At 42.7% G+C, this 25,553-nt stretch carries 21 protein-coding genes; 7 read left to right on the plus strand and 14 right to left on the minus strand.

Features of this window, described 5'->3' with window-relative positions; all coding sequences use genetic code 11:
* Positions 1 to 65 precede the first annotated feature (65 nt).
* A complete protein-coding gene (locus LDO37_RS11225) occupies positions 66 to 830 on the plus strand; it encodes a peptidoglycan binding protein CsiV (protein WP_101115122.1) in 765 nt (254 codons plus the stop codon).
* 39 nt (positions 831 to 869) lie between these two features.
* Positions 870 to 1,415, plus strand: coding sequence for a GNAT family N-acetyltransferase (locus LDO37_RS11230; protein WP_126608146.1), 546 nt, complete (start codon positions 870 to 872; stop codon positions 1,413 to 1,415).
* 131 nt (positions 1,416 to 1,546) lie between these two features.
* Here LDO37_RS11230 and LDO37_RS11235 read toward each other — a convergent pair whose 3' ends face one another.
* Complete coding sequence (locus tag LDO37_RS11235) at positions 1,547 to 2,836, minus strand: NAD(P)/FAD-dependent oxidoreductase (protein ID WP_126608145.1); 1,290 nt, start codon at positions 2,834 to 2,836, stop codon at positions 1,547 to 1,549.
* A gap of 522 nt (positions 2,837 to 3,358) precedes the next feature.
* On the opposite strand from LDO37_RS11235, the gene LDO37_RS11240 reads away from it, so the two are divergent.
* Positions 3,359 to 3,841 carry a type II secretion system protein gene (locus tag LDO37_RS11240; protein WP_185829838.1) on the plus strand — a complete coding sequence of 161 codons (483 nt, stop codon included), beginning with the start codon at positions 3,359 to 3,361 and terminating at the stop codon, positions 3,839 to 3,841.
* A 131-nt stretch (positions 3,842 to 3,972) separates the two neighbouring features.
* Here the strand turns inward: LDO37_RS11240 and ycfP are convergent, their stop codons facing one another.
* From ycfP to hinT, 6 genes are all read right to left on the minus strand, one after another.
* Entirely contained in the window at positions 3,973 to 4,521 is a 549-nt protein-coding gene (gene ycfP, locus LDO37_RS11245) for an alpha/beta hydrolase YcfP (protein ID WP_126608363.1), read from the minus strand.
* A gap of 144 nt (positions 4,522 to 4,665) precedes the next feature.
* The gene (locus LDO37_RS11250) at positions 4,666 to 5,523 is read right to left on the minus strand and encodes a phosphotransferase (RefSeq protein ID WP_224055448.1); all 858 of its coding nucleotides are present in this window, start codon (positions 5,521 to 5,523) and stop codon (positions 4,666 to 4,668) included.
* Between the two features lie 79 nt (positions 5,524 to 5,602).
* Complete coding sequence (lpoB, locus tag LDO37_RS11255) at positions 5,603 to 6,193, minus strand: penicillin-binding protein activator LpoB (protein WP_101115468.1); 591 nt, start codon at positions 6,191 to 6,193, stop codon at positions 5,603 to 5,605.
* 9 nt (positions 6,194 to 6,202) lie between these two features.
* A complete protein-coding gene (locus tag LDO37_RS11260) occupies positions 6,203 to 6,595 on the minus strand; it encodes a YcfL family protein (RefSeq protein ID WP_126608365.1) in 393 nt (130 codons plus the stop codon).
* Complete coding sequence (locus LDO37_RS11265; protein ID WP_126608383.1) at positions 6,595 to 7,923, minus strand: COG3014 family protein; 1,329 nt, start codon at positions 7,921 to 7,923, stop codon at positions 6,595 to 6,597. The genes LDO37_RS11260 and LDO37_RS11265 overlap by 1 nt, the downstream gene beginning before the upstream one ends.
* Before the next feature lie 144 nt (positions 7,924 to 8,067).
* Positions 8,068 to 8,418, minus strand: a complete 351-nt coding sequence (gene hinT / locus LDO37_RS11270) for a purine nucleoside phosphoramidase (RefSeq protein ID WP_101115466.1) — start codon at positions 8,416 to 8,418, stop codon at positions 8,068 to 8,070.
* A 359-nt stretch (positions 8,419 to 8,777) separates the two neighbouring features.
* Here hinT and LDO37_RS11275 point away from each other — a divergent pair, with 359 nt between their 5' ends.
* Positions 8,778 to 10,769: a methyl-accepting chemotaxis protein gene (locus LDO37_RS11275; RefSeq protein WP_126608366.1), complete on the plus strand. Its 1,992-nt coding sequence runs from the start codon at positions 8,778 to 8,780 to the stop codon at positions 10,767 to 10,769.
* 235 nt (positions 10,770 to 11,004) lie between these two features.
* Positions 11,005 to 12,168, plus strand: coding sequence for a DUF1887 family protein (locus tag LDO37_RS11280; RefSeq protein WP_126608367.1), 1,164 nt, complete (start codon positions 11,005 to 11,007; stop codon positions 12,166 to 12,168).
* A 76-nt stretch (positions 12,169 to 12,244) separates the two neighbouring features.
* On the opposite strand, the gene udp is transcribed toward LDO37_RS11280, so the two are convergent.
* From udp to LDO37_RS11315, 7 genes are all read right to left on the minus strand, one after another.
* Complete coding sequence (udp, locus tag LDO37_RS11285) at positions 12,245 to 13,003, minus strand: uridine phosphorylase (RefSeq protein WP_126608368.1); 759 nt, start codon at positions 13,001 to 13,003, stop codon at positions 12,245 to 12,247.
* Between the two features lie 586 nt (positions 13,004 to 13,589).
* Complete coding sequence (locus LDO37_RS11290; protein ID WP_126608369.1) at positions 13,590 to 15,878, minus strand: zinc/cadmium/mercury/lead-transporting ATPase; 2,289 nt, start codon at positions 15,876 to 15,878, stop codon at positions 13,590 to 13,592.
* Positions 15,879 to 16,038: 160 nt separating this feature from the next.
* Positions 16,039 to 16,512 carry a response regulator gene (locus LDO37_RS11295; protein WP_101115228.1) on the minus strand — a complete coding sequence of 158 codons (474 nt, stop codon included), beginning with the start codon at positions 16,510 to 16,512 and terminating at the stop codon, positions 16,039 to 16,041.
* Positions 16,499 to 17,836, minus strand: coding sequence for an ATP-binding protein (locus tag LDO37_RS11300; RefSeq protein WP_126608370.1), 1,338 nt, complete (start codon positions 17,834 to 17,836; stop codon positions 16,499 to 16,501). The genes LDO37_RS11295 and LDO37_RS11300 overlap by 14 nt, the downstream gene beginning before the upstream one ends.
* 4 nt (positions 17,837 to 17,840) lie before the next feature.
* Positions 17,841 to 19,259, minus strand: coding sequence for an SLC13 family permease (locus LDO37_RS11305; protein ID WP_126608371.1), 1,419 nt, complete (start codon positions 19,257 to 19,259; stop codon positions 17,841 to 17,843).
* A 144-nt stretch (positions 19,260 to 19,403) separates the two neighbouring features.
* Positions 19,404 to 20,909 carry an MATE family efflux transporter gene (locus LDO37_RS11310; protein ID WP_126608372.1) on the minus strand — a complete coding sequence of 502 codons (1,506 nt, stop codon included), beginning with the start codon at positions 20,907 to 20,909 and terminating at the stop codon, positions 19,404 to 19,406.
* A 107-nt stretch (positions 20,910 to 21,016) separates the two neighbouring features.
* A complete protein-coding gene (locus LDO37_RS11315; protein ID WP_126608373.1) occupies positions 21,017 to 21,436 on the minus strand; it encodes a CBS domain-containing protein in 420 nt (139 codons plus the stop codon).
* Between the two features lie 785 nt (positions 21,437 to 22,221).
* Between LDO37_RS11315 and LDO37_RS11320 the strand changes: the two genes are divergently transcribed.
* Positions 22,222 to 24,222 (plus strand): bifunctional diguanylate cyclase/phosphodiesterase, encoded by a 2,001-nt coding sequence (locus LDO37_RS11320; protein ID WP_126608374.1) that lies wholly within the window; start codon positions 22,222 to 22,224, stop codon positions 24,220 to 24,222.
* Between the two features lie 311 nt (positions 24,223 to 24,533).
* Positions 24,534 to 25,511: a chemotaxis protein CheV gene (locus LDO37_RS11325; RefSeq protein WP_126608375.1), complete on the plus strand. Its 978-nt coding sequence runs from the start codon at positions 24,534 to 24,536 to the stop codon at positions 25,509 to 25,511.
* The last annotated feature ends 42 nt before the right edge of the window (positions 25,512 to 25,553 follow it).

A 25,553-nucleotide genomic window follows, 5' to 3' on the forward strand; every position in this document is an offset into this window, starting at 1 on the left:
GCTTACCGAATGCCTATTTACAGCCGAAGAGTGGCACGCCGCCGCTCTTATCTGACGGAGCAACAATGAAAAAACTGATCCCATTACTGCTGTGCCTGTTTTCATTTGAATCTATGGCAGCCCGACAATTTGATATAGAAGTCATTTTGTTTAAACGCGCAGTGGATCCCGAAATTCTGAACGAAGCTTGGCCCAATCAAAACCCTCAAGTTAATTTGGAGGGTACTTATTCTTTCCAAGATTCAGAGGGCATGCGTCGTAAAGGGGCCGCCTTGCTGCCCAAATCAAGCTACGCGCTCAACGCCCAATACAACGCATTAAGAAAACACGCGGCATTTACCCCTCTTCTTCATGTTGCTTGGCGACAAGGAGACAGAGGCAGTCACAGTGCGCCAGTATTTAAAATTAACGCGGGCAAAGATTATTCTCAGCAGTTTGATGAAACAGGCAAAGCTCGTACGAAAAACCAGTTAGTTGCAGATTTAGGTGATGGGATTACCGAAGAAACCCATTTCCAACCAAACTATGAACTGGAAGGAAAACTTCAAGTTTACGTACAGCACTACCTATTTGCAGACATTAAACTTGATTTAAAAAAGCCAAGTATTCGTGATGTAACATTCGAAGAAAAAGCTCTAGAGCTAACACCCGAAGAAGGTAACGATACTGTTCAAGTTGGTAACTTGGAGTCCGTTTCCCCAACATTGCAAGTTGAAGAGTTCCTTAAGTCTTACCGCATGGACCAGAAGCGACGTATGCGCAGCACAGAAACCCACTATTTGGATCACCCATTAATGGGTATGATAATTCAAGTTCGTCGTGTTGATTAAGCCCGACGTATTGATTAAGTCATTTGGTCTCTACTGACTATGCACTTTTCACCTGATTTTTGCATCATCACTCAACGACTCGTACTTCGTTTGATTAAAAATGAAGAAGTCGGGTCGTTTACGCAAGCGATTCAAACCTCCCCATCTCTCCATCAATGGCTCGACTGGTGCGACAGCGATTTTTCGACGGAAGACGGTTATGACTTCCTCATAGCCAATCGACTGAACTGGTTAAAAGGTCTGGCTTTTGGCTTTGGTGTCTTTGATAAAGAGACTAACCAATTTATGGGAATGGTCGCTCTCACTGAACGCTATTTATCTTTCAATATGGGGTGTTTGGGCTATTGGATTTCTGATTCACATCAACATCAAGGTTATGGGAAGGAAGCGCTAGAGGCTTTAATTGAATGCTGTTTTAGTAAGATGAAACTGACTCGGCTAGAAATTGTGTGTGACCCTGAGAACATCATCAGCCACAAAATTGCTGAAAAGTGCGGAGCCATCTGCGAGGGAGTTGCACGAAACCGTTTCGTTCATAACGGTAAACCCAAAGATGGCATCGTATATTCGATCATTCCTGAATAACGACTTTTTTCTGAGTATTCGTCGCATCTGAAAATGGTTGGATTAATAAAAGAGAAATCTCGAATAAAGATGAATTTCAAACAGAAAGGGCTCATACGAGCCCTTTTTATTGAATAGTAAAAAACACCGAATTAATGCAGTTTTAAGTTTGGACGCAACACGCGATTAATTCGACCAACGAGCATCATAAGCCCCGTTTTAATCACACCGTGTAAGGCCATTTGGTGCATTCTGTACAATGATATGTAAACCACCCTAGCAATCCTACCCTCAACCATCATTGAGCCTTTGGTAAGATTACCCATCAAGCTACCTACTGTAGAGAATCGGCTCAACGAAACCAGTGAACCATGGTCTTTGTATATGTATGGCTTAATATCACGTCCGTTCAATTTCGCCACAATATTGGTAAACGCTTGGCTTGCCATTTGGTGGGCAGCTTGCGCACGTGGTGGCACGAACTTCCCATCAGCTTGCGTACATTGCGCAAGATCGCCGATAACAAAAATGTCATCATCACGCGTGGTTTGGAGTGTGTCTTTAACGACCAACTGATTTATGCGATTTGTTTCCAAGCCAGCGATGTCTTTAATGAAATCTGGGGCTTTGATTCCCGCAGCCCAAACCATAATTTGAGCATGAATCTTCTCGCCTTCCTTGGTCGTTAAGCCGTCTTCGTCAGCTTGAGTAACCATCGTTGCCGTACGTACATTAACACCAAGCTTGGTTAACTCTTGATGCGCTGCGGCTGAAATACGAGGTGGTAGTGCAGGAAGAATTCGCTCGCCCGCCTCAACAAGGTTTACATTGAGTTTGCTAGAGTCCAAGTCCCCAAAACCGTAAGTTCGGAGTTCTTTGACAGCATTGTGAAGTTCGGCAGAGAGCTCTACTCCAGTTGCACCAGCACCAACAATCGCAATATCAACTGTGCCTTGGCCGTTTTTCGCGTGTAGCTTCAAGAACTCATTGTTCATTTCAGTACGGAAACGGTGAGCTTGCTCTGGGCTATCAAGGAAAATACAGTTGTCTCGAACACCTGGCGTGTTGAAATCATTTGAGGTAGAACCGATGGCCATAACGAGAATATCGTACTCAAGTTCTCGCTCCGGCATCAAAAGTTCATCTTGCTCATCTCGAAGCTCGGTTAAGAAAATAACCTTACGCTCTCGATCAATGTCTTTTAGGCTGCCCATTTGAAAATCAAAGTGATGATTTTTAGCATGAGCTCGGTAGCTCAATGCATCGACACCTTCATCCAAAGAACCCGTTGCCACTTCATGCAACAAAGGTTTCCACAAATGGCTGGCTTTACGGTCTACCAAAGTCACGTTTGCACGCCCTTTTCGACCCAAAGTACGCCCTAGCTTGGTTGCAAGTTCAAGTCCACCTGCGCCACCGCCTACAACTATAATACGCGTCACAACGACACTCCTATGTAATATGAAAAATATTTGCTCCCGCTGATAAAACAGCCAAAGCATTGAATTCTTTTGGGCTTGTATTGAAGCCTCATATCAACGAAGTGAAGGGAACCTAAGGAATCACAATTTGGATCAAAGTGTGCTCTAGCACATATATATTGGGCAAGTTTCTTACTCGCTCTCAAATTTTTTTGATATTTATCAAAAATATCTTTAAAAATCATTATAAAGCCCCGCACCAACTTGGCAACTTATGTTTGTAAGAAATCCTTTGTTTTCAGACTAATTGACGAGTTTTTGAGCCGTTAGATATCATCCTTTATGCGGTAGTACTCCATAGGAATTGGTTAGGCATAAGTCTTTCATGCCTTTGAGCACTGTAGAGGAAAGAAACTTAAGTGAGCATTAACTTAATATATCGATGCTTTCGTTTAACCTTTACACTCGCTCGCCATAAAAAGCTTCTGTACGGTAGGCAACAAATTTTGAACATTCCAGAGTTTATACAAATTGAGTACGAATATGCAGCGAGGGTTTACTCTCCTCGAAATGATCGTTGTCATCGCGATTCTAGGAGTACTAGCATCCGTTGCAACGCCTAGATTCATTGAAGTAATTGATACATCGAAAACAAGTGTTATTGAAAGTGCGGGTAGTGCCGTACGTAGCGCAAACACATTTGTGCGAGGTATCGCACTCACCGAGAATATTCACCTTCGCTCCGACGCAACGATTGAGGTTGAAGGAAAAGAGCTACGTATAACTAAGGGAAATATTGTCACAACTTCCGACAACTTAAAAAACGCCATCGACACATCAATAACAATGACGGATTACGTACCCCGCGGAGAGGTTAACGGTAAGAATGGGGTTATCTTCCACTTTGGGCTGAAAGACGACAATATAGAGAGTATTAGAGCAAAAGGGTGCTATCTAGATGTAAGGAATAACTCGCGGGGCTACATTGAATACTCATCAAAGACTTGCAAAAACGGTATGAATTAAGAGCCCAACGTTCCACTACCATCTAAGATATCCAAAAAAAAATGCCACTTTAATGTGGCATTTTTTCTAGAAAAACCAGATGCTTATTGGGTTCTAAGTGCATGAAGTAAAAAATTTCGTCGATTCGATTCTCAACCTCCGCTTTGCTCTTTAAACTGCTTCATCATCTGTAAGTGTTGCGAAATTTTTTTAAACTTATGGGTTTCAGATTCATCCCAAACAACTTGATAGTATGGTTCAAGCTCGTCAGCTGAGATTTGGTTGTTTCGGATTTCATCCTCTCGTGACAAGATCACAAGGCAATTATCTTTATTTTTTGTTCTGAATTTCTCTACGCATTTAGTCGCGATGTCTTCATATTCTTCGGGACGATCAATACGACCTTGCATGTTGTCTTCTGGGTGTAAATTTGGGTTAAAAATGACTTGTTTAATACCAGACAAGAAACCAATACGCTCGGACCAATATCCACCTAGCCCTACCCCACAGATCAGCGGGTTTGGATCGGAAGACATTTCCATTGCTTTGTGGACTTCTTTTAATAAATGCTGCATGTCATGCTTTGGGTGCAAAGTGCTGTAGTTTACAAATCGAATATCATCGTCAATAAACTGAAGTTGAAGTACTTTCTCGTGATTTCCGGGGCTAGTTGAGTCAAAGCCGTGCAAATAGATAATCATGGAACCTCCTACGGTGCCATTTTATGTTGTTATTCAACAAATCTACCACGAACATTAGGGTTTTAAAGAATCAATAAAAGAGAATGTTTAGGAAAGTGATCCTTCTAGCAGTTTTATACAAAACTGTCCTCAGTGCGCTTACGCTCAATTAAGTGTTTTCAACAACTCCATTTTAAGCTGCTGGAATCGTTCATAATACAAATCGTCGCCCCACAACTGGTAACCTATTTGATACCACAACATCCCTAACAGTCGGATTTTAGGTAACCACAATTCTACATTCTGTTGCCACTCACCCATATCGGACAAATCGATCCCGCGATAATGACAATACATTGCTACCGCGATTTCAGGGCTAAGACCGGAAACTTCAATCGTCATTGCAAGATCCATCCTAGGATCACCAATAGCCGAATATTCCCAATCGATGACACCAATCCCATCGCGCGCTCGAATTAAGTTATAAGCACCTAAATCCAAATGACATAAGGTTTTGAGTGATTCAGGTAAATACAGTGGTTCACGATGCTTTTTATATAGACTAACTAAGGCTTCGTCTTTCTGTTCGTTAGCAAGTTGCATCCACAAGTGATCAACTTTTTCGGAAAACAGCAGTTTTTGAATGGGCTTATCGTTTATCTGGACGTTATGAATCGTTGCGAGAGTATTCAAAAGTTCATCTTGAGAAATTTGATCGCCAACTGGTTGCCCGTCAATCCAATTGACGAGTAATCCACGATCATTGTTTAGAACTGGATTTGGTGAGAATTGATAAGAGGAAAGCGCCACTAGAAGGTGGTATTCGTTAGCACGTGAAATACCGAAAACTGACGTACTTTTTGAAACTGGTCGCCATACATATTGGCGATCCTGATGGGATATTTTCCAACATCTATTGCTAAGCCCACCAGAGAGAAGTTCCATCTCTTCTGGTGGGTCAGGAAAGTAGTCGGTAAGTGATACTAAGGAATCATCGAGTTGAACTGCCTCTTGCCATCCCATTTTTGCCACTTAACACTACCCCTTCATTTAGCGTTTTTAATCCTAGAGCGTATAGAATCAATGCTTATAGGTCTATAGCTTATAGACCTAGGAAGCTCTTAGATTTTTGCTTACGGATTTCAGTTTCATCAGCCCATTCAATTAGACCTGTCTCTAGGTCCATTAAACGCATCGTCATTTTGTAGTAAACGTCTTGGTCGCTTCCAGCGTTCTTAACGATACTTGCTAGGTTTCCGTAAAGCATGTACTGAGCACCTACCATTTTACCAAACTGGATAGCGCTGCTTTGATTTACAAGTTCGTCATTGTTTTGGAAGTTCAGTTGTTCACGTACCGATTCAACACGATCCATATCAACGAAGCGGAACTTACCAGAATTCAGCATTTTAGTACTGATTGAATCCGTGATGGATTCTGTATCGATATGCTCACTGGTTTTGTTCTTAATTCGCTCAACAAAAACAATTGGACGGCTCTCACGAGTGATTGCCGCTACAGAACCTGACATCAGCATACTGTCTACCATTTGACCTGCAATTGTTTGTAAGTCAGTAGAACCAAAATCTATAGTAGTCGTTTCAACGGCTTGAGCGTCACCATAAGACACTTGGTTTGAACAACCACCCAAAATTGCAGCGAGTCCAAGTAGGGCAATAGCACTTTTTTTCATAATGTTTCCTTAGTTATTAGCTTGGCGAATTTGAACACGGTATTGAGTCGCATTAGGGTTCACAGAGACTTCTGAAATCGAAATCGTCTCAAAACCTCTAACAATGACTTTGCGCCAAGCGCCAGGTTTACTGTTTACTTCTAAGCCTTTGTCATCGTACCAATAAAAGCGATATTGAACATGCTGGTCGCCTTTGTATTGGCTTGCCAGACGAACAATGCCACGTGCGTGACCATTCACTTCATCCGTATCAATATTGTCGATATCTAAACGACCGCCTAACGCATTGTCGCTCATAATCACTCTTTGCGATTGTCCATCGATACTCAAGCCAGCGGTAGGTGCCTGAGCACAACCGAACGCTGCAATCGCAGACAATAATACAATCGATAATCTTTTCATTAGATAGCCCCTAATTGTTTGTGCCACACTGACGATCCTGTCCCTTGTCGTGATACCCAAACCAAAGTAGTTTGTCCGGCTTTAACATTGAAAGTATAGTTTTGACCGTTCACAACGAGAGTATGTTCCCCTGAATTCACTTGTTGACTGCTACTGTACACCTTGGCAGGTAATGTTTGCCAACTGCGGGTGTCAGCTTGCTCTGTAAGTGCATTCCAAATACTGAATAATGCGTTACCGACATCATCACCTTTTGCTGCTTCTCTTCTAAGCTGATCTTTTGCAACAACACGCAACGCTTGACGAATCACAATGCTTGGCATCCGCTCGTTAAGATTGTTTTGTGCCATAAGATTGACATCCACTAGCTCCGAACCGTTTAGAGACCGACCATTTAGCATCAAACTTGCCGATGGGTAGCTTTCAATATTCGGGTAATAGGGTAAAGCCAAACTATAGATGGATGTCAGATCATCTCTAGAACTGTAAATGGGTAGAGAAAAGTTCCAAGAGTCCATCGCCTTCACGATACGTTGCTCATCTAAAACAATCACTCTAGCTTTATCTTTCGATGGTTTAGAATATTTGCCGTAGCGCGCTTCGTACGTTTTTAAATCTTGCCTCATGCCGAGCTTATGACCGACTCGCAACACACCATCAATGACTTCCTCATTCTCAGGCATAACAGCTAATGCACGCTTGTAGTCAATATAAGCGCTGTTTAAATCATTATCTGTTTCATAAAGTAACGCTGACAAATAGAGTAAGTAACCATTTTGAACAGCTTGAAGCGTTTTACCTGCGTCTGGATAATTAGCCATGATTGAGGCAATGTTTGGCGAGACACCTTGCTGTACTGCTGATTCTTGCGCAGACTCAAGCTCGGACTGCCTGCGTTTTTTTGCCTGCTCTTGAACTTGATTGGCCCTGCGCATTTCAACGAGAGCACCGGACAAGTCATTTTTCTTAAGGTAATTCAGCCCTAAATATAAATGTAAAAAGCCCAGTTCATAATCTGCTGGTTCATAGGTCGTAAGGTTGTCATTGGTAGCCAATGCCCCTACCGATGAAGCCGTCTCACTGACAGAAATAATGGCTCTATCGTTTAATACCTTTACCGCGTTATCACTTACTTGGAAAAACGATAAACTTTGTGGGTAGTCTTCTGCCAAAAAAGACACCCTGCCTTTTTCCATATTATCTAAAATCGGACCAGCAATATCCTGATTTAGACTGGCTTGGGCTTCAAGATAATTTCCGTTACGAACTGCAAAATACACTTCTTTTGTTTGCGCACTATAGTGGCTAAACAGGTTTCCGGCAGACATCGTCGCACAAGCACTCAAGAGAGCACTTGAGCCAATAACTGCCGCTTTCTGGATTAAACTTGTTTTTCGAACAAAAAACACTCCGGCCCCTAACGTTTGCTTTGTTTTTTTAATTGATGATGAATACTATCAAATCCATCTTAATTAGCTGATAAGCATAGGACCAAGTGGTTGCCCACCAACCAAATGCATGTGTATATGGTACACCTCTTGACCGCCGTGAGCATTGCAGTTCACGATGAGTCGGTAGCCATCTTGTGCCACGCCTTCTTGCTCTGCGATTTTTCTCGCTGCGGTAAACATACGCCCCATCATCGCTTCATCTTCAGCTTCTACGTCGTTCGTGGTAGGGATAAGTTTATTGGGAATGATAAGAATATGCTTAGGAGCGCGAGGGTTAATGTCGCGAAATGCCGTTACCAAATCGTCTTGGAATACAATATCTGCTGGAATTTCTTTATTGATAATCTTTGTAAATATGGTTTCTTCAGCCATGGTCGCGAGCTCCTGAGTGATTGACCGCAATAATGAATACTAAGTTCATTGATATACTACAAATATCTTTTTGATATAGAAACAATAGTATGGCGGAACCCAATACATATAACAATAAAAAACACTGTACATAACACTCGCATTATATAGTATGCCGTAATGATAATTTTGTTACCTAAAGTGCTTTTGAACCCATATCACATACGGAAACTTTAAAGCTCGTCAAAGTAAATTTTTGATACTCGTCGTAGAATACGTCGGCAATATTTATTTATTTTTTGGCTCAGTCGATACCTCAATTAGAAGAATAATTGTAGGTTCTGACATTTTGCGAGCTTTTTTGATCTGGGAGAGAACGTATGAAGGGTTCAGTCATACGGCGCATGTATGCGGGCTTTGCACTCATTGTAGTGCTCTTCATTGCGACCATCACTATCATGATGGGTGGAATGGAAAAAATACACACCAACTTCGAGACGGTTTCCAACACGTCTTTACCTTTAGTTTCAATGTCTAACCAAACCAGTGTTCGGTTACTTTCTGCTGATAAAGCATTTAAGGATTATCTGACCACACAAAGTCAATCTCGAATGGACAGCTCCAAAGCAGCGTTCATCGAGGCTCAAAATAATTTCCAAGAAGCTTTGATCGCTTTGGAAAAAGCCAGCCGTACTATTCCTGAAATCGCTCCTAGAATCGAGGAGTTACGCCAGATGGAAGGTCAATACTTTGAGGAAGCCATCGAAGCGATGGACAACTACAAAGCCATGTTTTCGGCTCAAGAAGATGTGCAAAAATCATCTCGCAACTTCCAAAGATTGCATACAGAGCTCAGCGTTCGCATGAAGGAGTATGTGAACAAGCAAGATAACATCGCTGTAAAAGTCATGTCAGGGAGCTATTTCGATAAACTGAAAGACTCTCAAACAGTCACGTCTGATGCACTTGCGAGCAGTGATACCGAATTTGTAAAAGCAGCCGTAAACAAGAATAAAAAGGCCGTTACTCATTTAAATTACGCATACCGTGGGTTGGTAAATCAACTTCCTTCTTTAAAAGAAGTCTTCGATGAATCCGTTAGCCAGTTTACTCGCGATGTAGGAAAAGCGGGCGGCGTACTTGATCAGCACTATACCTATTTAGTTGCACGTCAAAAGCTTTACGACAATATTGCTAATTTAGCAATTAAAGTCGATGACTCGATGCAGCTACTTGAATCATTCAATGAAACCGCTTCAAACCAGCTTGGAAAGTCGCTTGAAGAAGCGGGAACAGTGTACGAAGAAGGCTATGTTAAGGCTATTGGTATCGGTGTCATTGTCTGTGCCATCGCCCTTGGAATTGGCTACCACGTTGCACACAGTGTTCGAGAACCGCTAACGCGAATTTTGGCAACATTAGAAAGCCTCACTGCTGGAGACATGACAAAACGGATCGACATCCGCTACAACAATGAATTCAGCCGAGTAAGCCGCCATATAAACTCACTGGCCGACAATCTTCACGATATCTTGCAAGAACTCAATGAAGCTGCCGATGAACTAACCGAAGTGGCGTCTGCAAATAGAAGTACCTCTGTCGGAGCTCAAAGCCAACTGAATACTCAAAGAGAGCAAACCGCAGGAGTTGCTACTGCGATGACGGAAATGGAACACTCGGTTACCGAAGTTGCGCAAAGTGCACAAAGCTCATCTGATATGGTTCATAAAGTTGAGTCTGCATCCGAGTCTGGCAGAAAGATTATGAATGCGAATATTTCAACGATCAATCAGCTTGAAACCCGTTTAAATGACTCGGTTAATGCCGTTTCTCAACTTCAACAAATGAGCAGTGAGATTGGCTCTATATTGGATGTTATTAGAAGTATTGCTGAGCAAACTAACTTGCTTGCTCTAAACGCAGCCATTGAGGCTGCTCGCGCTGGAGAACAGGGTCGAGGCTTTGCCGTGGTTGCGGATGAAGTTAGGGTGTTAGCTCAAAAAACAACGCATTCCACCAGTGAAATTGAAAGCATGATCAGCAACCTCCAAAGCAGCTCTCAATCAGCCAATGAAGTGATAAAAAGCTGCATGAGTGATATGGAGCAATCTGTTACTCAGGCCTCCGATGCGAACAGCGCCATGGAAGAAATTCAGGCTCTGATTTTAGAGATTAGCCATATGAGTAATCACATTTCGCAAGCGGCAGCAGAGCAACAAGCGACATCCAGCAGTATTGCTAGAAGCTTAAACGACATCAACAGCATAGCGAATCAAAGCTATGAAGCAATGTCGGAAATTGCCACGGTAAGCCAAGATCTAACGCGTCTTTCCAGTCAGCAAGGTGATATTGTTCACCGCTTTAAGCTTTAAGGCTGAGCATTCAAATATCAACCTCTAGCCCACTTTCAAAGTGGGCTTGCTTTATCGATAAGAACCGTTTTATCAACAATGCAAATGAACCGTTCTTATTTTCTCTTCTAAGCTTTAAAGGATGCAGTTTTCAATGCATAGCTCTTGTTATTTATTTACCCCATCCCCATAACTTAGTTACTTGCTGATTTTTCAACTCTCATTTTCCAGCAGGTCCGTTTATTGAGGACATGAAATGGCCGTACATGTAGGTATTATCGATCAAGATCCTGTGCGACTGGTGACGCCACTTTTGGATCACAGAACAGTAAGTACGCATATCGTATTCATTGGTGATAAGAACCAAGAATCAATGTACCAAAGACTCTACTCGATACTAGCGCCTAGAGGCATAACTTCCGAATTTTACGAAATACCAAGTGCGGTTAATACATCAAAAATTAAAAAATCCATTCAAGCACTTGCGGAAGATTTACAAACTCGAAATGTGGAAGTAAAACTCAATGCCAGTTGTGGATTAAGGCATCGATTACTGTCTGTTTACGAGGTTTTTCGCACTTATCACTGGCCAATTTTTGTGGTTGAACCTTTCAGTGACAAGCTTTGTTGGCTATACCCAGACGGTCGCGAAGATGCCCAAGTACAAGATCATATAAAAATTGAAGATTACCTCACCATTTTTGGGGCGAGAAGCGAGTTTTCTGAACAAGTCATTCCAGAGCAGCTCGATCAAAAACTGTATCAATTAGGTGAACGCTGGGCAGGAAATGCCCTTGAACTTGGTCCTGGTCTGGCTACCCTCAACTACTTAGCGACGACCTGTCGTAAAGAACAGAGACTGGATGTATCCCTGACTGAAAAGCAACAAGGTTACCGAGAGCTAGACATGCTCATTTCTGATCTTGTTGATACTGAACTGGCTACCTATGAAAATGGAATCTTAACGTTTGCCAACGAAGACGCACGGCGCTTTTCAAATGGTGAATGGTTGGAAAACCTAGTACACAGCACCGTAAAACAAATTCAGGATGAACTTCCTACCATTCAAGATCGCTCATTGAACGTTCAGGTCTATCGCCAATTGGGTGAAAAAGAAGTACGGAATGAATTAGATGTCGCGACAGTCGTCAATAACAAGTTGCACATTATTGAATGTAAAACGAAAGGCATGAGAGACGACGGAGATGACACACTTTACAAATTGGAGTCACTCAGAGATTTGCTGGGAGGCTTGCAAGCTCGTGCTATGTTGGTGAGCTTTCGACCGCTTCGTCACAATGACATCACTCGTGCGGAAGATTTAGGGTTAGCATTAATCGGACCCGATGAGTTAAAAGATCTAAAGTCAAACCTCACTCATTGGTTTAAAGATGCTGGTGGGCACGAAGATTTAGACTAAAGCTCGCTAAGCCTCTCTCCCAATACTCAAAAAGGGCATCATTGATGCCCTTTTTCGTTTCATGTGTTTGCTGGTTTTACAGCATTTTACGTGCAGCCTCGACTACAATTTTGATCGATTTCGCTTCTGTCTCTTTCAGTGTGCTGTGATCAGGCGTTTCTTTTTGAGTACGGTTAATAATAACACCTGCGACGCAGCCCGCTTTAAGCCCAGAGCTCGCACACATGGTTAGCAGTGTGGCAGATTCCATTTCAAAGTTTAGAACCCCCATGTCCTGCCACTCTTGCATAGAACCTTGGAAGCGCTTAACAACACGACCAGAAAACGTATCGTAGCGCTCTTGCCCTGGGTAAAAAGTGTCACTTGATGCCGTTACACCTGTGTGCGCAGTCGCGCCAGCTTCAACAACCGCTTCCTTCATCGCTGTCGCGATGTCAAAGTCAGCTACAGCTGGGAATTCCATTGGTGCAAAATGAAGGCTAGCACCGTCTAAGCGAACAGACCCGGTGGTTACAATCATATCGCCCACATTCACATGCGGTTGAATTGCACCAGTAGTCCCTACACGTAGGAAGGTGCGGACACCCAGTTGAGCAAGCTCTTCAACAGCAATAGAAGTTGAAGGACCGCCTATACCTGTAGAACAAACAACAACAGGCTTTCCATCTAATTCTGCACGGTACAACGTATATTCACGGTGGCTTGCCAAAAATACAGGGTTTTCCATTTGCTCAGCAATTTTTTGAACTCGAGCAGGATCACCAGGGATGATAGCCAATGTAGAACCAGCAAGAGCTTCTTTGGTAACACCTAAGTGAAATACAGCTTCAGACATAAAGGACTCCTTTGTTGTCGTTTTGTTTCTGTCACCCCAATAAATTATAAAAGGAATTCTATCCTTCACTTTATTTTTTCACTTTCTCCAGAAAAAAGGAGAACAAGCCGAACTCATTCGAGTTCAGCTTGATAAAAGCTTTGGGGATATTTAGATTGATTAATGGGTACAGGTTTACTGTAACTGACTGGAAGCCAACAATTGGTGATCAAATTCACGTATTCATTTAGCAATTAACAACGAATTTCACATTTTATCGATTTGCATCACACTAAAATGCAAATTTTCATGAGGATTACCGGATAAGAATCAAATACACAGCTGCTGTATCGTTTCAATTCAAGGAAAAAACGCAGTGGAATGACTCGCTCTTTCAAAGTTCTTCGACGAGAAAGTGGAACAGAATATGAGCCCCCAAGGTCGAGTTTAACTAAGTATCTTGAGGTTATTTAGGTATGGAGCACTTAATAGGATGGAAGAAGGATGGTTCAAACAACAAACCATCCTTAAAAAGTTATGAATTGAGTAAGTACCTAGGGCACTAAATCTAAAAAGAAGTATCAAGAAGCCCTTTCAAGGGCTTCCCTCAAGCCTGCGGTTTAAATCGTAGCAGACGCAAGGCGTTTAATGTCACTAATGCTGTTGCTCCGCTGTCAGCAAGTACAGCAACCCAAAGACCAGTAATGCCCAATAAGCTAGTAACCAAAAATACGCCTTTAAGCCCTAACGCTAGTGCGACATTTTGCTGGATATTTCTTAACGTTGCTCTAGATAGCTCAATCATTGCAGGTAATTCTACCAGTCGGCTATGAGTTAAAGCAGCATCAGCTGTTTCAAGGGCAACATCCGTTCCACCTCCCATTGCAATACCGACTGACGCGGCTTTCATCGCTGGGGCATCGTTAATACCATCTCCAACCATTGCGGTATTTTTTAGAGAAGCCATCTGATTTACGTAAGTGACTTTATCAGCAGGTAATAGACTCGCTTTGTAATCCATTGATACTTGTTGTGCCATCTCCTTAGCCGCTAATGGATTGTCACCAGTTAGCATTATCGAGTCGATACCTAGACTTTTTAGCTTTTGAATGGCTTCAGCTGCATCGGAACGCAGTGTGTCTTGCCATGCAACTAACCCTTCAAGTACGTCATCGATAATAACCAATACAACTGTTTTTCCTTTGGACTCGAGGGATTCCACCCGCTCTCTATCGACTTCAGCAACAGTACCTTGAAACTTGGAAGGTGAAATCAAGGATAAAGATTTCCCATTCACAATACCGGTTATCCCACTTCCCACCAGCGCTTGCTTATTTTCAGCCTCTGGCAGTGCTATACCAGCAGCTTCCGCTTTCTTTACTAACGATTTTGCCAATGGGTGTGATGACCCTACTTCTACCGAAGCGGCGTCTCTAAGGAGAGATTCCTCTGAAAGCTCGTTTAAAGAAATGATATCCGTCACTTCAGGTTTGCCTTGGGTCAGCGTGCCTGTTTTATCGAACGCTATAGATTCAATATTGCCAAGTTGTTCGAGAGCCGCTCCCCCTTTTATCAGCGCACCACGTTTGGCTGCAGTGGCCAATCCCGAAGTAATAGCTGCTGGCGTTGAAATTACCAAAGCGCAAGGACATGCAATCAATAGTAAAGCTAATCCGCGATACACCCATGTTTCCCAAGGCTGCGAAAAGAATAAGGGAGGCGTAATAATAACTAATAGAGAAACCAGCATCATCAGTGGCGTATACCAGCGACTGAATTTATCTAGAAAACGTTCTAGAGGCGCTTTTTGGGACTCTGCTTCTTCAATTAGATGGAGAATGCGGTCTATCGCATTTTCGCCTTGTGCGGAAGTAATCGTTAGCCTAATCACTTTGTCAGCAACGACAGATCCCGCCATCACTTGCTCACCTGTCTGCTTTTCGACGGGTACCGACTCGCCAGTTAGCGCACTTTCATCAATACTGGCACTACTGCTTAACAACTTTCCATCAGCAGGTAAACGATCGCCAGGTGCGACTTCGATAACATCTCCAATGACCAACTCGGAGGCAGCCACTTCAACACGAGCATCGCCTTCAATGCGAATCGTCGTTTCAGGGACTAACGCCATGAGAGACTGAACCCCGCTTCTCGCTCTCGAAGCGGCATACGCTTCCAACCTTTCACCGAGCAAGAACAGCAGCAATACCATCGCCGCTTCGACGGTTTCACCGAGATAGAGAGCACCAATTGCGGCGACACTCATCAAGGTCTCGATTGCAAAAGGCGTCCCACTTCTCGCTAACTGAACCGCTTTTTTAGCTACGGGATAAAGACCGGCAAGGCAAACCAGCGTAAATAGCCACGAGGCTATGACTGGAGAAGTTTGATTGATGATGGCTGAAATCGCCATTGCGCTGGATAACGCAATAATATTTAGGTTACTTTTAAAAACCGATGACCATTTGTTTTCATTTGAATTGGACGGCTTAGAACTTTGAGACTGTTCGAATTGAAAGCCAGCTTTGAGAACGGCTTGCTCAACCAGAGCCAAGGTTTCCGTTTTTGAATATTGCACCACCAGTTTCTCTGTGGCGAATAGAACCTTTGCTTTTGAAATGTCAGAAAGTGAAGAGACCGCATTTTCAACTTTACGAGCGCATGATGGGCAGTCCATACCCAATATTTTCCAACTGCCAGAAAGTGTATCACCTTCTGGCAGCCGCTCACTTTCCTCTTCTATCGAAGAAATTTCGCCTCCACCAGAACATGCATCGCTGTCACAACAGCTTCCAATTTTGGTATTACTGTCTAATGGAGCGATAGGAGCGCAACTGCTAATAGACAGAGTAGTAGCAGTATTTTTGTTACTGCAGCCTTCGTGTTTTATGCACATAGTCATTATCCTTTTTATCGTTTGTACCCAATAGCTCATGGCTAATTTTTTGGGCTCGCATATGAACAGTAAGTCGTATGCGTTAACTGATATCGACTATACACCTTGGAGTCGAGTCTAAGGTCAAGCTTATTTTTGGCAAAGGTTGTTTTTGTGAAAATTACCTCAAACGACTGAACACTGTTTGTTGATCCAATTGTAATTGATACGATTCGTATTCCATTCCTGCATCAAAAATGTATTCCGTTACCAGCCTTCGAGCACAGTCGACCAACTCGGTTCCATTCCACGGTTTTTCGAAGTAGCTTTCTATACGTGCTTTGTTAATGGCACTGATGGTGTCTTGGTGTGTGGCTTGCCCTGTGAGAAGTACCTTTTTTGTATGAGTAAATCGTCTATCCTCAGAGATCTCCGTGAGTAGTTCGACACCCGACTTACCGGGCATAACGTGATCAGAAATGATCAGTGCTATATGTTCTCCCTTTGCGTCCAAATCATCGATGAGTTCAAGAGCCTCTTCTGCGGATTCGCAGTCCTCTATCTCTAACCAGTCCTCCAATGGCGCAAGGTCTTGCACCACAGCACTCAGCACTTCTCGTTGGTCATCTACGCAAATAACATTAATTTTTTCCATTACCAACCTCCATGGGTAATTTGATTCTGAAAATGGTTTTTTCAGGGTCACTTTTTACCACCACCGTTCCCTGATAACGGCTCACAATTCGTTTCACTATTGAAAGCCCTAGCCCTAACCCAAACGACAACCCGCCTTTCTTGGTCGTAAAGTTGGGGTGAAAGATTTTTCTACGGATACTTTCTTCTATTTCAGGTCCATTATTGGCGATCGTCACCTTGATGTGTGCGTCGCTCACACGAGTAATAATATCGATTCCAGGATTATTGGTAGGCGTTAAGGCATCGCAGGCATTCTTCAGTATGTTTGCCCAAACTTGAACCAACTCACTTTCACTTCCGGCGATCACCGCTGTCGCAGCTGGGCTAAAACGAACATCTATTCGGCGCAAGTCATTTTGAAGTAGGGCAAGCGCTTTATGAATACTTTCGTTCACGTCAACAGGCTCGCTTACTTCAGAGTCTCCCCTTCCAAGCTGCTTAACCGATTTAACAATGCTAACCGCATGGCGAGAAGCCACTCTCATGTCATGTAAATCGCGCCCAACTCCCCAATATTTCACCGCCTCTTCCGGTGTATTAAGCCAATCTTGGTTTAAGTCGTTAACCGACAAAGCTCTGGCTAAGGATTTCGCGATCTTTCTATCTAAGCCGTGTTTGTCAATAATCTCTTTTGCCCGTGCGCGAACTTCTGCTGAACCCACGTTTTGACCTTTCATTAACCCTGCATCGACGAACTGACTGGCTCCGGGATGCAGCTCTTCGAGTAAGGCAAGAATTACATCTTGTAGACGCTCCGTTTTGCTGCTTAATACACCCACCGCATTATTCAACTCATGAGAAATCCCCGCGGCCAGCTGCCCCAATGTTGTCATCTGCTCAGCGGTATGAAGTTGGGTAAGAGCTTGTTCTTTTTCTACGGATTCTTGCATTGCCCGTTTTTGGCGACGAGATAACTCATTCAATATAACGGGTGTGAATTGTTGGGTTAATGACCCCAAGCAGTCTTCGTCTATCGGGCGTGTGTCGTTGTCAATCCAAGCCAACACACTTGGGGATCGAGAAACAACACTGGATGAGGCTAGGTAATTACCAGAAAAAAAACTATGAACGCCAATAAATGCCCCTTCTGACGCACTAAAGACCTTCGTGTTTACATTGGTCTCGGCAAAAGAAACTAAGCCTTCTAATTCCCCAGAAACCACATAAAAAAGCCTGCGATTTTCTTCACCTTGCACCAGTAATGGTTCACCTGCTTCTAAAGATAGATAGCATTGAGGATTAGAGAAATAGTGTTCAACAATCTTTTCTACACTGTTATGCATCCATTTATCCTATGTGTCCAACTGCATGAAGGATCCAGACCAACACAAAGCTTAATAAAACACCAACAACTCCGAGGATAACGCCCACTTTCGCCATTTGACGACTCTCCACATTACCTGTCGCATGAGCCAGCGCGTTCGGGGGCGTGCTAATAGGCAAAGACATGCCAAGCGATGCCGCGAAAGTAACAACGAGTATAAGTGTTACCTCCCCTCCTAACGGTGCCAACGAAGTCATAGACATACCTAATGCAGCCATGATTGGCATAAGCAAGTTTGCTGTCGCGGTATGAGACATAAAGTTTGCCATTAACAAACATAAGAAGGCGGCTCCAACAAGTACAACGTAGGGAGAGAACTCATCGAATGGGATACTGTGCACAACTAATCGAGCTAACCCTGTTTTATCGAGAGCAAGACCCAGCGCAATACCGCCAGACACTAGCCACAAAACATCCCAAGAAATCTTCTTAAGATCTTCTTTATTGATAATTCCAGTTAAAGAGAATGCGGCGACAGGAATAAGTGCCACGGTATAGGAATTCATCCCATGAGACGATCCCATTAGCCATAGTAGAATGGTTAACGCGAACACTACGTAAACGGTTATGGCTTTGGGGGTTTTAAGGAATTTTCCTTTAATATTCAGGTTAATCTTCTTTTCATTGGCTGGGTAAAACCGACCGATTACAACCCATGCTAGTGCCATCATGACAACCACAAATGGCACACCAAATACCATCCATTCGCCAAAAGCAATCACGTTATCACCTGTTAGGTATTTCAAAGCAATGGCGTTGGGTGGCGTACCAATAGGGGTACCGATTCCACCAATATTTGCAGCAACGGGGATGGACAAAGCAAATGCGATTCTACCAGGATCCTTCGGACCGAAGACTGCAATTACCGGAGCTAAAATAGATAGCATCATCGCTGTTGTCGCGGTATTAGACATGAACATGGAAAAGACACCAGTGATCAACATTAACCCTAACATCACGTTATTTGGGCTGCTACCAAATGGTTTGAGCAGAACACGAGCTAAATTCACGTCTAAACGATATTTCGTGGCGGCCATTGCCAAAAAGAACCCGCCAAGAAACAACATGATGATAGGGCTAGCAAACGTTGCCATTATATCGCTGTGTTTGAGCAGTTCACCAAAATGCGGCTGGTCTTGATCCATTCGAAAAAAGATGAGCCCTTTATCGGAAAGCAATAACAACTCCAATACAATAATGACGACTGATGTGGCGTAAATAGGAATGGGCTCAAAAACCCAACATAGTGCGGCAAGCAAAAAGATAGCAATGACACGTTGCTGAAGTATGGTCATCCCCTCAAATGGAAACGCCGTCAAAGGCAACATCCAAACGAGGAGGGGAATAAAAATTGGAACGAAATACTTGATGTACTGACGCATATGACGACTGTGCTTCCTTATACTGCGGATGTAGATATTATCCGCGATATAAGGAAGCAAGCTCATGGCGTTAGATCAATGAATATGCAAACTTATTCGTTAGGGTCCTTAGGTCCTAATTATCTTCCAAGCCAATTCTGAAAATTACACCTCTGGTAAGTGCGAGTTACGCTGCTGTGTCGCCTTCGCCATTTCACAAACAGGTTTCTGAGCGGTGACTTCTTCCATCATGACTGGATCACAGTTACAAAAGGGGGCCATATTAACGGTTGTTGTTGCTGGGTCGATCTCCTCAGGGATGATTTCTGGTGTTGATTTTTGAGATGCAAACATCGATTGAACATGATGCTGTAACACGCCAATGCCCAATATGCCAAATACAACAGCACCTACTGCCTGCCCATACAACACACCTAAAGCGCCAAACCACTCGGCACCTAAGTATACAAATGGAATTGTCCCTAAAGTCGCTTTACCTAAATTCAAAGCGGTCGAATAAATCGGTTTTCCCAAATTATTGAACGAGGTATTCGCTACAAACAGTGCTCCATTGAAAACAAAGCTAAGCGATACTACGGTGCAAAATGCAGCTACTATGATTTGTGCATCACCAGTAAGGCTAAACCCAGAAATGATGAAATCTTGTACGAGATACAAAATCCCTGACACAAGCAAACAGTAAACCGTTACAAATAACAAAGAGTTACGCAGAGTATCCCTTACTCTATCTACCCTTTCTGCGCCATAATTCTGCCCAATAATCGGTCCTACGGCGCCCGATAGTGCAAAAATCACCGCAAAAGCGACCGGTATGACACGACCTATCACCGCAAAACCCGCGACATAATCTTCGCCAAATTGGGCAATATTGGCTGTAACTACAGCATTCCCAATGGGCGTTGCAGTGTTTGTGATAACAGCAGGAAGTGCGATAGTTAAAATGGTACGTAAGTCCTTTCCAACCTCGGTTACATTTGGCCATTTCACCAATTTATGAACTTTAATTAAAGGCACGAATGAAACGTATAGAACCGTGAATCGTGCTACAACGGAAGCAGCCGCAGCGCCTTCGACGTTCCAGTCGAAGCCAAAAATGAAGATAGGGTCCAATATCGCATTCACTATACCGCCAGACAGTGTTGCCCACATGCTTCGCTTTGCATCGCCGCTTGCGCGTAAACCTGCTCCACAGGCCATTGCCAACGCTAAGAATGGACTGCTTGGCAACATGATCTGCAAATAAGCCTTGGCACGCTCCAACGCCATTCCTTTTGCGCCCACAGTACTGAGCAACTCATCCAAATACGCGTACATGAACAAGGTAACGACCAACGTTATAAAGAAAGAAACCACCAGCGTATTGCTAGCAAGCCTCACAGCCTTTTCATGCTGCTTAGCCCCCAAAGCTTTCGATACCAACGCTCCCATTGCAATAGAAGAACCAATGGAGACCGAGGTAGAGAAAAACAGTAATGTTCCGGCAAACCCAACTGCAGCAGCTAGCTCAACTTGCCCCAACATACTGATAAACAGCATATCAAGAAGATCGACCGCAAATAATGCCAATAAACCCACCGAGCCTGCACCAGACATAGTAAGTATGTGCTTCATCGTCGAACCAGTTACAAACTTAGCTTCTCCCTCTGCCATATTGACACCTTTATAATTTATTCTTGGTAGGAAACAATAACAAAAAAGGCGCAATATGCGCCTTAATAATTCATTTCATTATCGAGATTTCACACATTCGCGATAATTTAGACCGGATGTTGGAAACAATCTTTTAAGTTTACGCCAATAGCTTTAAGCACTTCGGTTCGCGTTATGATCCCTAAAAATTTTCCATCAACGTTAACGACGGGATAAACTTTGGGCTTTCCAACTTTCATCATATCTGCCAGCTCAATGACGGACATTTCAGGTGTCACCGTTAGCACATCTGAACTCATACAATCTCCGACTATATGTGTATCTTGGCAGTAGTAACTTACCTTTACGAGCTTATCGAGCAAATCTTGTTCAGAAAGAAATCCGATGACCTGCTTTCGCTCGTCAATAACGGGTCCGCCCATATGCTGTGAGCTCATTACCTTATCGAGTGCTGCGGTCAAAGACATGTCCTTAGAAAAGGTAACTGCATGGTGCACCATGTAATCTTTCACTTTTAATGATTCCATCTTCGCTCCTTATATGTCCCTAAGCGCAGTTAACCTAGGTAACATTTGCTCTTAAATTCCAATTGTATCCCGACCCGCCACCACGAGACTCTTAAGCTGCTCTATTGTGGGGGTATAGATCAAGTGTCGTCCAATTTCTTGTAATTACTAAATGGAATTCAACTATTTTGTTAATAGGTGCCACCTATCTCACTAATAATACGTTTCAGTTCAGGATAAATCGTGATGACACGCTCAGAAATACTCCACTTTAAGGCCAGTAACATTGCTTCCATATCAATATCTTTATTAAGGGTATTTCGCATCCTTTAACGCATGTATCCCAAGGCTTAGAAGCAATAAGTCACTTAATAAACATTCACTTAAAAAAAATCGAGTTAACTCATTAAAATCTATTACACTTTTTAATAGCGCTAATAAAGATTAACAATATGACTGAATGGCAGAAAATTTGAACTTTGTTCCAGCTTTCTCTCGCCTCGCTAATGAAATCAATATTGTGGTCGAAAAGAGTTCCTCTAAGCCTTAGTGATAATTAAGTTACTAATTTATCACTTGAGCGCAAGCGAACAATACCGATATGCACATTGGTGCGTTATCTTTATGTTTTTTATGGTAAAGCCCAACATAGGTGTATCACTATTGAAGATCCGACCAAAAAAACAAAGGTGTGAGAACTTTTTGGTTAGCCTAGAACATATAACAAGCTAGCATAATGACAAGTCAACGTAACTTCCTGAAATAGCAGGAAGTGATGTTAGGGATTATCCACGGACAAGAGGTCTATGCGAAAAGAATTTGTATCCATAGCCAGTAAAGTTGCTACTCAAGTTAAGAAGCCTCTTCTTTGGCTTACGTTGGCAGCATTGCTTATGCTTTCTGCTACCAGCTACTACTTATCGTTAACTGAGATGAAAAAAAATGCGTACTCGCGTGTTAATTCAGTTGAGCGTTCTACTGCTTCTGCTATTTACAACTTCGATTTTGAACAACTTTCCGCTATCACCGCTACTTTCGATAACGACCATCTTTTCCTGCATTTTTCTATTTGGTCTGAAGGTGAAATGCTGGCTCAAACTCGTGAGCTAGGCGTCCCAACAAAAGAGTTAATATGGAATGAATGGGAACACAAATTTCCATTAAGCTACGTCAATACCTATGGCGAGGAGATGAGCGTGGGTCATATAGAGGCTTACGTAAACCCAGAGTATCTGCTGAACTTCTTTGCGCTGTCCATATCGATCTTCCTTGCTTCACTCCTTCTTATATCTCTGTTGATACTGATTATAGTTAGGCGCTCATTCCATAAAACAGTCGCACATCGACTGAAACACCTCTCTTCTCAATTTAATCTTCAGAGAGAGCAAAACGAATATGAGCACTTAACAAAAATTGAAGACTACCCCCAAAAAGAACGAGATGAGATTTCCGATCTTGTGGATGCTTATAATCTTTCCTCGTTACATGCGGCCCGATACATCGAAGCTATAAACAAAAACAACGAGTTATTAACGACTTTGGCACAAAAAGATCCGTTAACGGGTAACCTTAACCGTCAAGCATTTCTAGAAAATATGAATAAGACGTTAGAAAAGCTCGGTACCTACGGAACCCTCGTCAGGATCAATATCCTCAACTTTTCCTCGATAAACCTAAAGTACGGGCAACAGCACGGTGATGACATTCTAAAGAGAACCAGCCTTGCTCTTACTCAACACAGCCCAGCAAACGCATCGGTATGCCGATTGGGTGGCGATGACTTCTTTCTATTCTTGCCTGCTTGTGAGCTTTCGGATAGCAAGTCAATCTTCTCAAACATACAAGATAGCCTCACCCCTTTAGACGTTAACATTAACATCGGTATATCTAGGCACCCCGAAGACGCATCAGAAGCAGAGCTCCTCATACATTGTGCGGAAATTGCTCTGCTCGAAGCGACAGAGCTTAAGCTGGATTATTGTGAATACCATGAGGAATTCGAAAGTGCTCTTAAGCACACGATATACATTGATTCTTTTATCGAAGAGCTTATTGCCACCCAAAAATTCCACATGCATTACCAGCCTCAGATGCACCTTACAACATTTGATATCTTTGGTGCTGAATCGCTGCTCCGACTTGAAGAAAACGATCGCTCTTCTCCGTGGGAAGTTATCACACGAGCAGAAAAAACAGGCACTATGCATGCGCTTACGTTAGCGATAATCGAAAAAGTCTTTAAAGATTGGCAGCAATCTATTCATACTTGCCCAAACAGTTTTACGCTTTCTATTAATATATCTCCTCTTTCTTTAAGCAAGGCTCACTTTTCTCAAAAATTGCTGTCTTTGGCGAGCCGCTATAACTTCCCACTGAACAAACTTGTTTTGGAATTAACCGAACTAGCAAAAGTTCAGCAGCAAAAAGAGGTGAATGACAACCTTCAACACCTTAGAGCAAGTGGCGTAAGATTTTCTTTGGATGATTTTGGTACGGGTTTTTCTTCGTTGGAATACCTACTCAGCTACGGTTTTGATGAAATAAAAATTGACCGAAAATTTGTTATGGATTTAGACAAGAGAGAAGAATCGATTCAAATCATTAAAGTCATCAATTTCTTGTGCCAAACATTAGGTATGCAGGCTATTGCTGAAGGTATTGAAACAGAAGAAGAAGAACGGACATTACAACGCCTTGGGGTGACAATTGGACAAGGCTTTCGCTACTCCAGAGCGCTCCCAATCAGTCAATTAATGGACTACGTATCACAACGCAAAAACATGGAGCTAAAACGGTCGCTAAATTAATGAGAAAGTCATTAAAGCGAAGACGGTGTCTGCCGATAAACCTGAAAGTGTTGATAAAATTGTTCCCAATAGCGATGCATGGCGACCCATATAGTAAATTTCTGCATTTCCTCAGTATTAACTATAATGTCAGTGTATTACTGGGCTTCACCAAGTCTTAACCCAAGGAATTGTTGCTAGCATTGCCTTCTGATGTCGCTAGGCACATTTTTTAGCAATCTTTTGGAATCTAGCACCTTGAGGTTACTTGGGTATATACTAAAATAAACATCAATAACTGCCTGTCAGTCATAACTTGAAATGTGGTATCTATGAGTAACAACCTTAACAGTACGGTTTTAACCGAAAGTGGTACAAATGAGCTTGAAATTATAGAATTTCATCTACAAAAACAACTTCCAGACGGTACGACTAAAACCTGCTATTACGGTATTAACGTTGCGAAAGTTCGCGAGGTAATTCAGGTTCCAGAGACAACGGACTACCCTAATGCTCAACCTCATATGGTTGGTGTGTTCTCTTCTCGAGAAAAACTAACACCGTTGGTTGATCTAGCAGGATGGTTAGGCGTACCAACTAAATCCGATCTCGAGCGCAAGTTTGTCATTGTTACGGATTTTAACCGAATGACTAACGGATTTCTGATCGACAGTATTAGCCGAATTCACCGAATTTCTTGGGAAGATGTTGAGTCACCAAGTCAATTCTTAGAAGCGGGCGAAAATGATTGTGTTGTTGCCGTTGTTCGACAAGAAGGCAACTTGATCATGATTTTGGATTTCGAGAAAATCATCGCTGACATCAACCCAGAACTGAGTATGGAAAAATACGATGTCACTATAGATAAGAATGTAGATCTAAACCAGAGAATGGTAACCAAGCGTCAAGCTCGTACAGTTATGGTTGTTGATGATTCAGCGTTTATCCGTAGCCTTATTGAAAATACACTTCGGTCGGCTGGGTACAATATAATTACCTGTAAGGACGGAGGGGAAGCGCTCGATAAACTAACAGAGTTCGAAGCGTTATCTAAGAAAGAAGACGTACCCGTTAGCGAATTCGTTGATGCCGTTGTTACCGACGTAGAAATGCCTCGCATGGATGGTATGCACCTGCTTAAAAGGCTACGAGACAATGAAACATACAGCGCAATGCCAATTGTTATGTTTTCCTCTTTAATGAGTGATGACAACCGTGAGAAAGCATTACAACTAGGTGCGAACGACACGATAACTAAACCTGAAATTGGCCGTATGATCACAATGATGGACCAATACATCTTCGTATAACGACCATTTCATCGATTGACTAAAGCTGCTTATCAAGCAGCT

Origin of the sequence: Vibrio penaeicida (assembly GCF_019977755.1) — a bacterium.
GTDB lineage: Bacteria > Pseudomonadota > Gammaproteobacteria > Enterobacterales > Vibrionaceae > Vibrio > Vibrio penaeicida.

Coding starts and splice junctions, on each gene's coding strand:
- LDO37_RS11225 (WP_101115122.1), top strand. CDS start 66: ATGAAAAAACTGATCCCATTACTGCTGTGCCTGTTTTCATTTGAATCT.
- LDO37_RS11230 (WP_126608146.1), top strand. CDS start 870: ATGCACTTTTCACCTGATTTTTGCATCATCACTCAACGACTCGTACTT.
- LDO37_RS11240 (WP_185829838.1), top strand. CDS start 3,359: ATGCAGCGAGGGTTTACTCTCCTCGAAATGATCGTTGTCATCGCGATT.
- ycfP (WP_126608363.1), bottom strand. CDS start 4,521: ATGATTATCTATTTGCACGGCTTTGACTCAACTAGCCCCGGAAATCAC.
- LDO37_RS11250 (WP_224055448.1), bottom strand. CDS start 5,523: ATGGGATGGCAAGAGGCAGTTCAACTCGATGATTCCTTAGTATCACTT.
- lpoB (WP_101115468.1), bottom strand. CDS start 6,193: ATGAAAAAAAGTGCTATTGCCCTACTTGGACTCGCTGCAATTTTGGGT.
- LDO37_RS11260 (WP_126608365.1), bottom strand. CDS start 6,595: ATGAAAAGATTATCGATTGTATTATTGTCTGCGATTGCAGCGTTCGGT.
- LDO37_RS11265 (WP_126608383.1), bottom strand. CDS start 7,923: ATGTCTGCCGGAAACCTGTTTAGCCACTATAGTGCGCAAACAAAAGAA.
- hinT (WP_101115466.1), bottom strand. CDS start 8,418: ATGGCTGAAGAAACCATATTTACAAAGATTATCAATAAAGAAATTCCA.
- LDO37_RS11275 (WP_126608366.1), top strand. CDS start 8,778: ATGAAGGGTTCAGTCATACGGCGCATGTATGCGGGCTTTGCACTCATT.
- LDO37_RS11280 (WP_126608367.1), top strand. CDS start 11,005: ATGGCCGTACATGTAGGTATTATCGATCAAGATCCTGTGCGACTGGTG.
- udp (WP_126608368.1), bottom strand. CDS start 13,003: ATGTCTGAAGCTGTATTTCACTTAGGTGTTACCAAAGAAGCTCTTGCT.
- LDO37_RS11290 (WP_126608369.1), bottom strand. CDS start 15,878: ATGTGCATAAAACACGAAGGCTGCAGTAACAAAAATACTGCTACTACT.
- LDO37_RS11295 (WP_101115228.1), bottom strand. CDS start 16,512: ATGGAAAAAATTAATGTTATTTGCGTAGATGACCAACGAGAAGTGCTG.
- LDO37_RS11300 (WP_126608370.1), bottom strand. CDS start 17,836: ATGCATAACAGTGTAGAAAAGATTGTTGAACACTATTTCTCTAATCCT.
- LDO37_RS11305 (WP_126608371.1), bottom strand. CDS start 19,259: ATGCGTCAGTACATCAAGTATTTCGTTCCAATTTTTATTCCCCTCCTC.
- LDO37_RS11310 (WP_126608372.1), bottom strand. CDS start 20,909: ATGGCAGAGGGAGAAGCTAAGTTTGTAACTGGTTCGACGATGAAGCAC.
- LDO37_RS11315 (WP_126608373.1), bottom strand. CDS start 21,436: ATGGAATCATTAAAAGTGAAAGATTACATGGTGCACCATGCAGTTACC.
- LDO37_RS11320 (WP_126608374.1), top strand. CDS start 22,222: ATGCGAAAAGAATTTGTATCCATAGCCAGTAAAGTTGCTACTCAAGTT.
- LDO37_RS11325 (WP_126608375.1), top strand. CDS start 24,534: ATGAGTAACAACCTTAACAGTACGGTTTTAACCGAAAGTGGTACAAAT.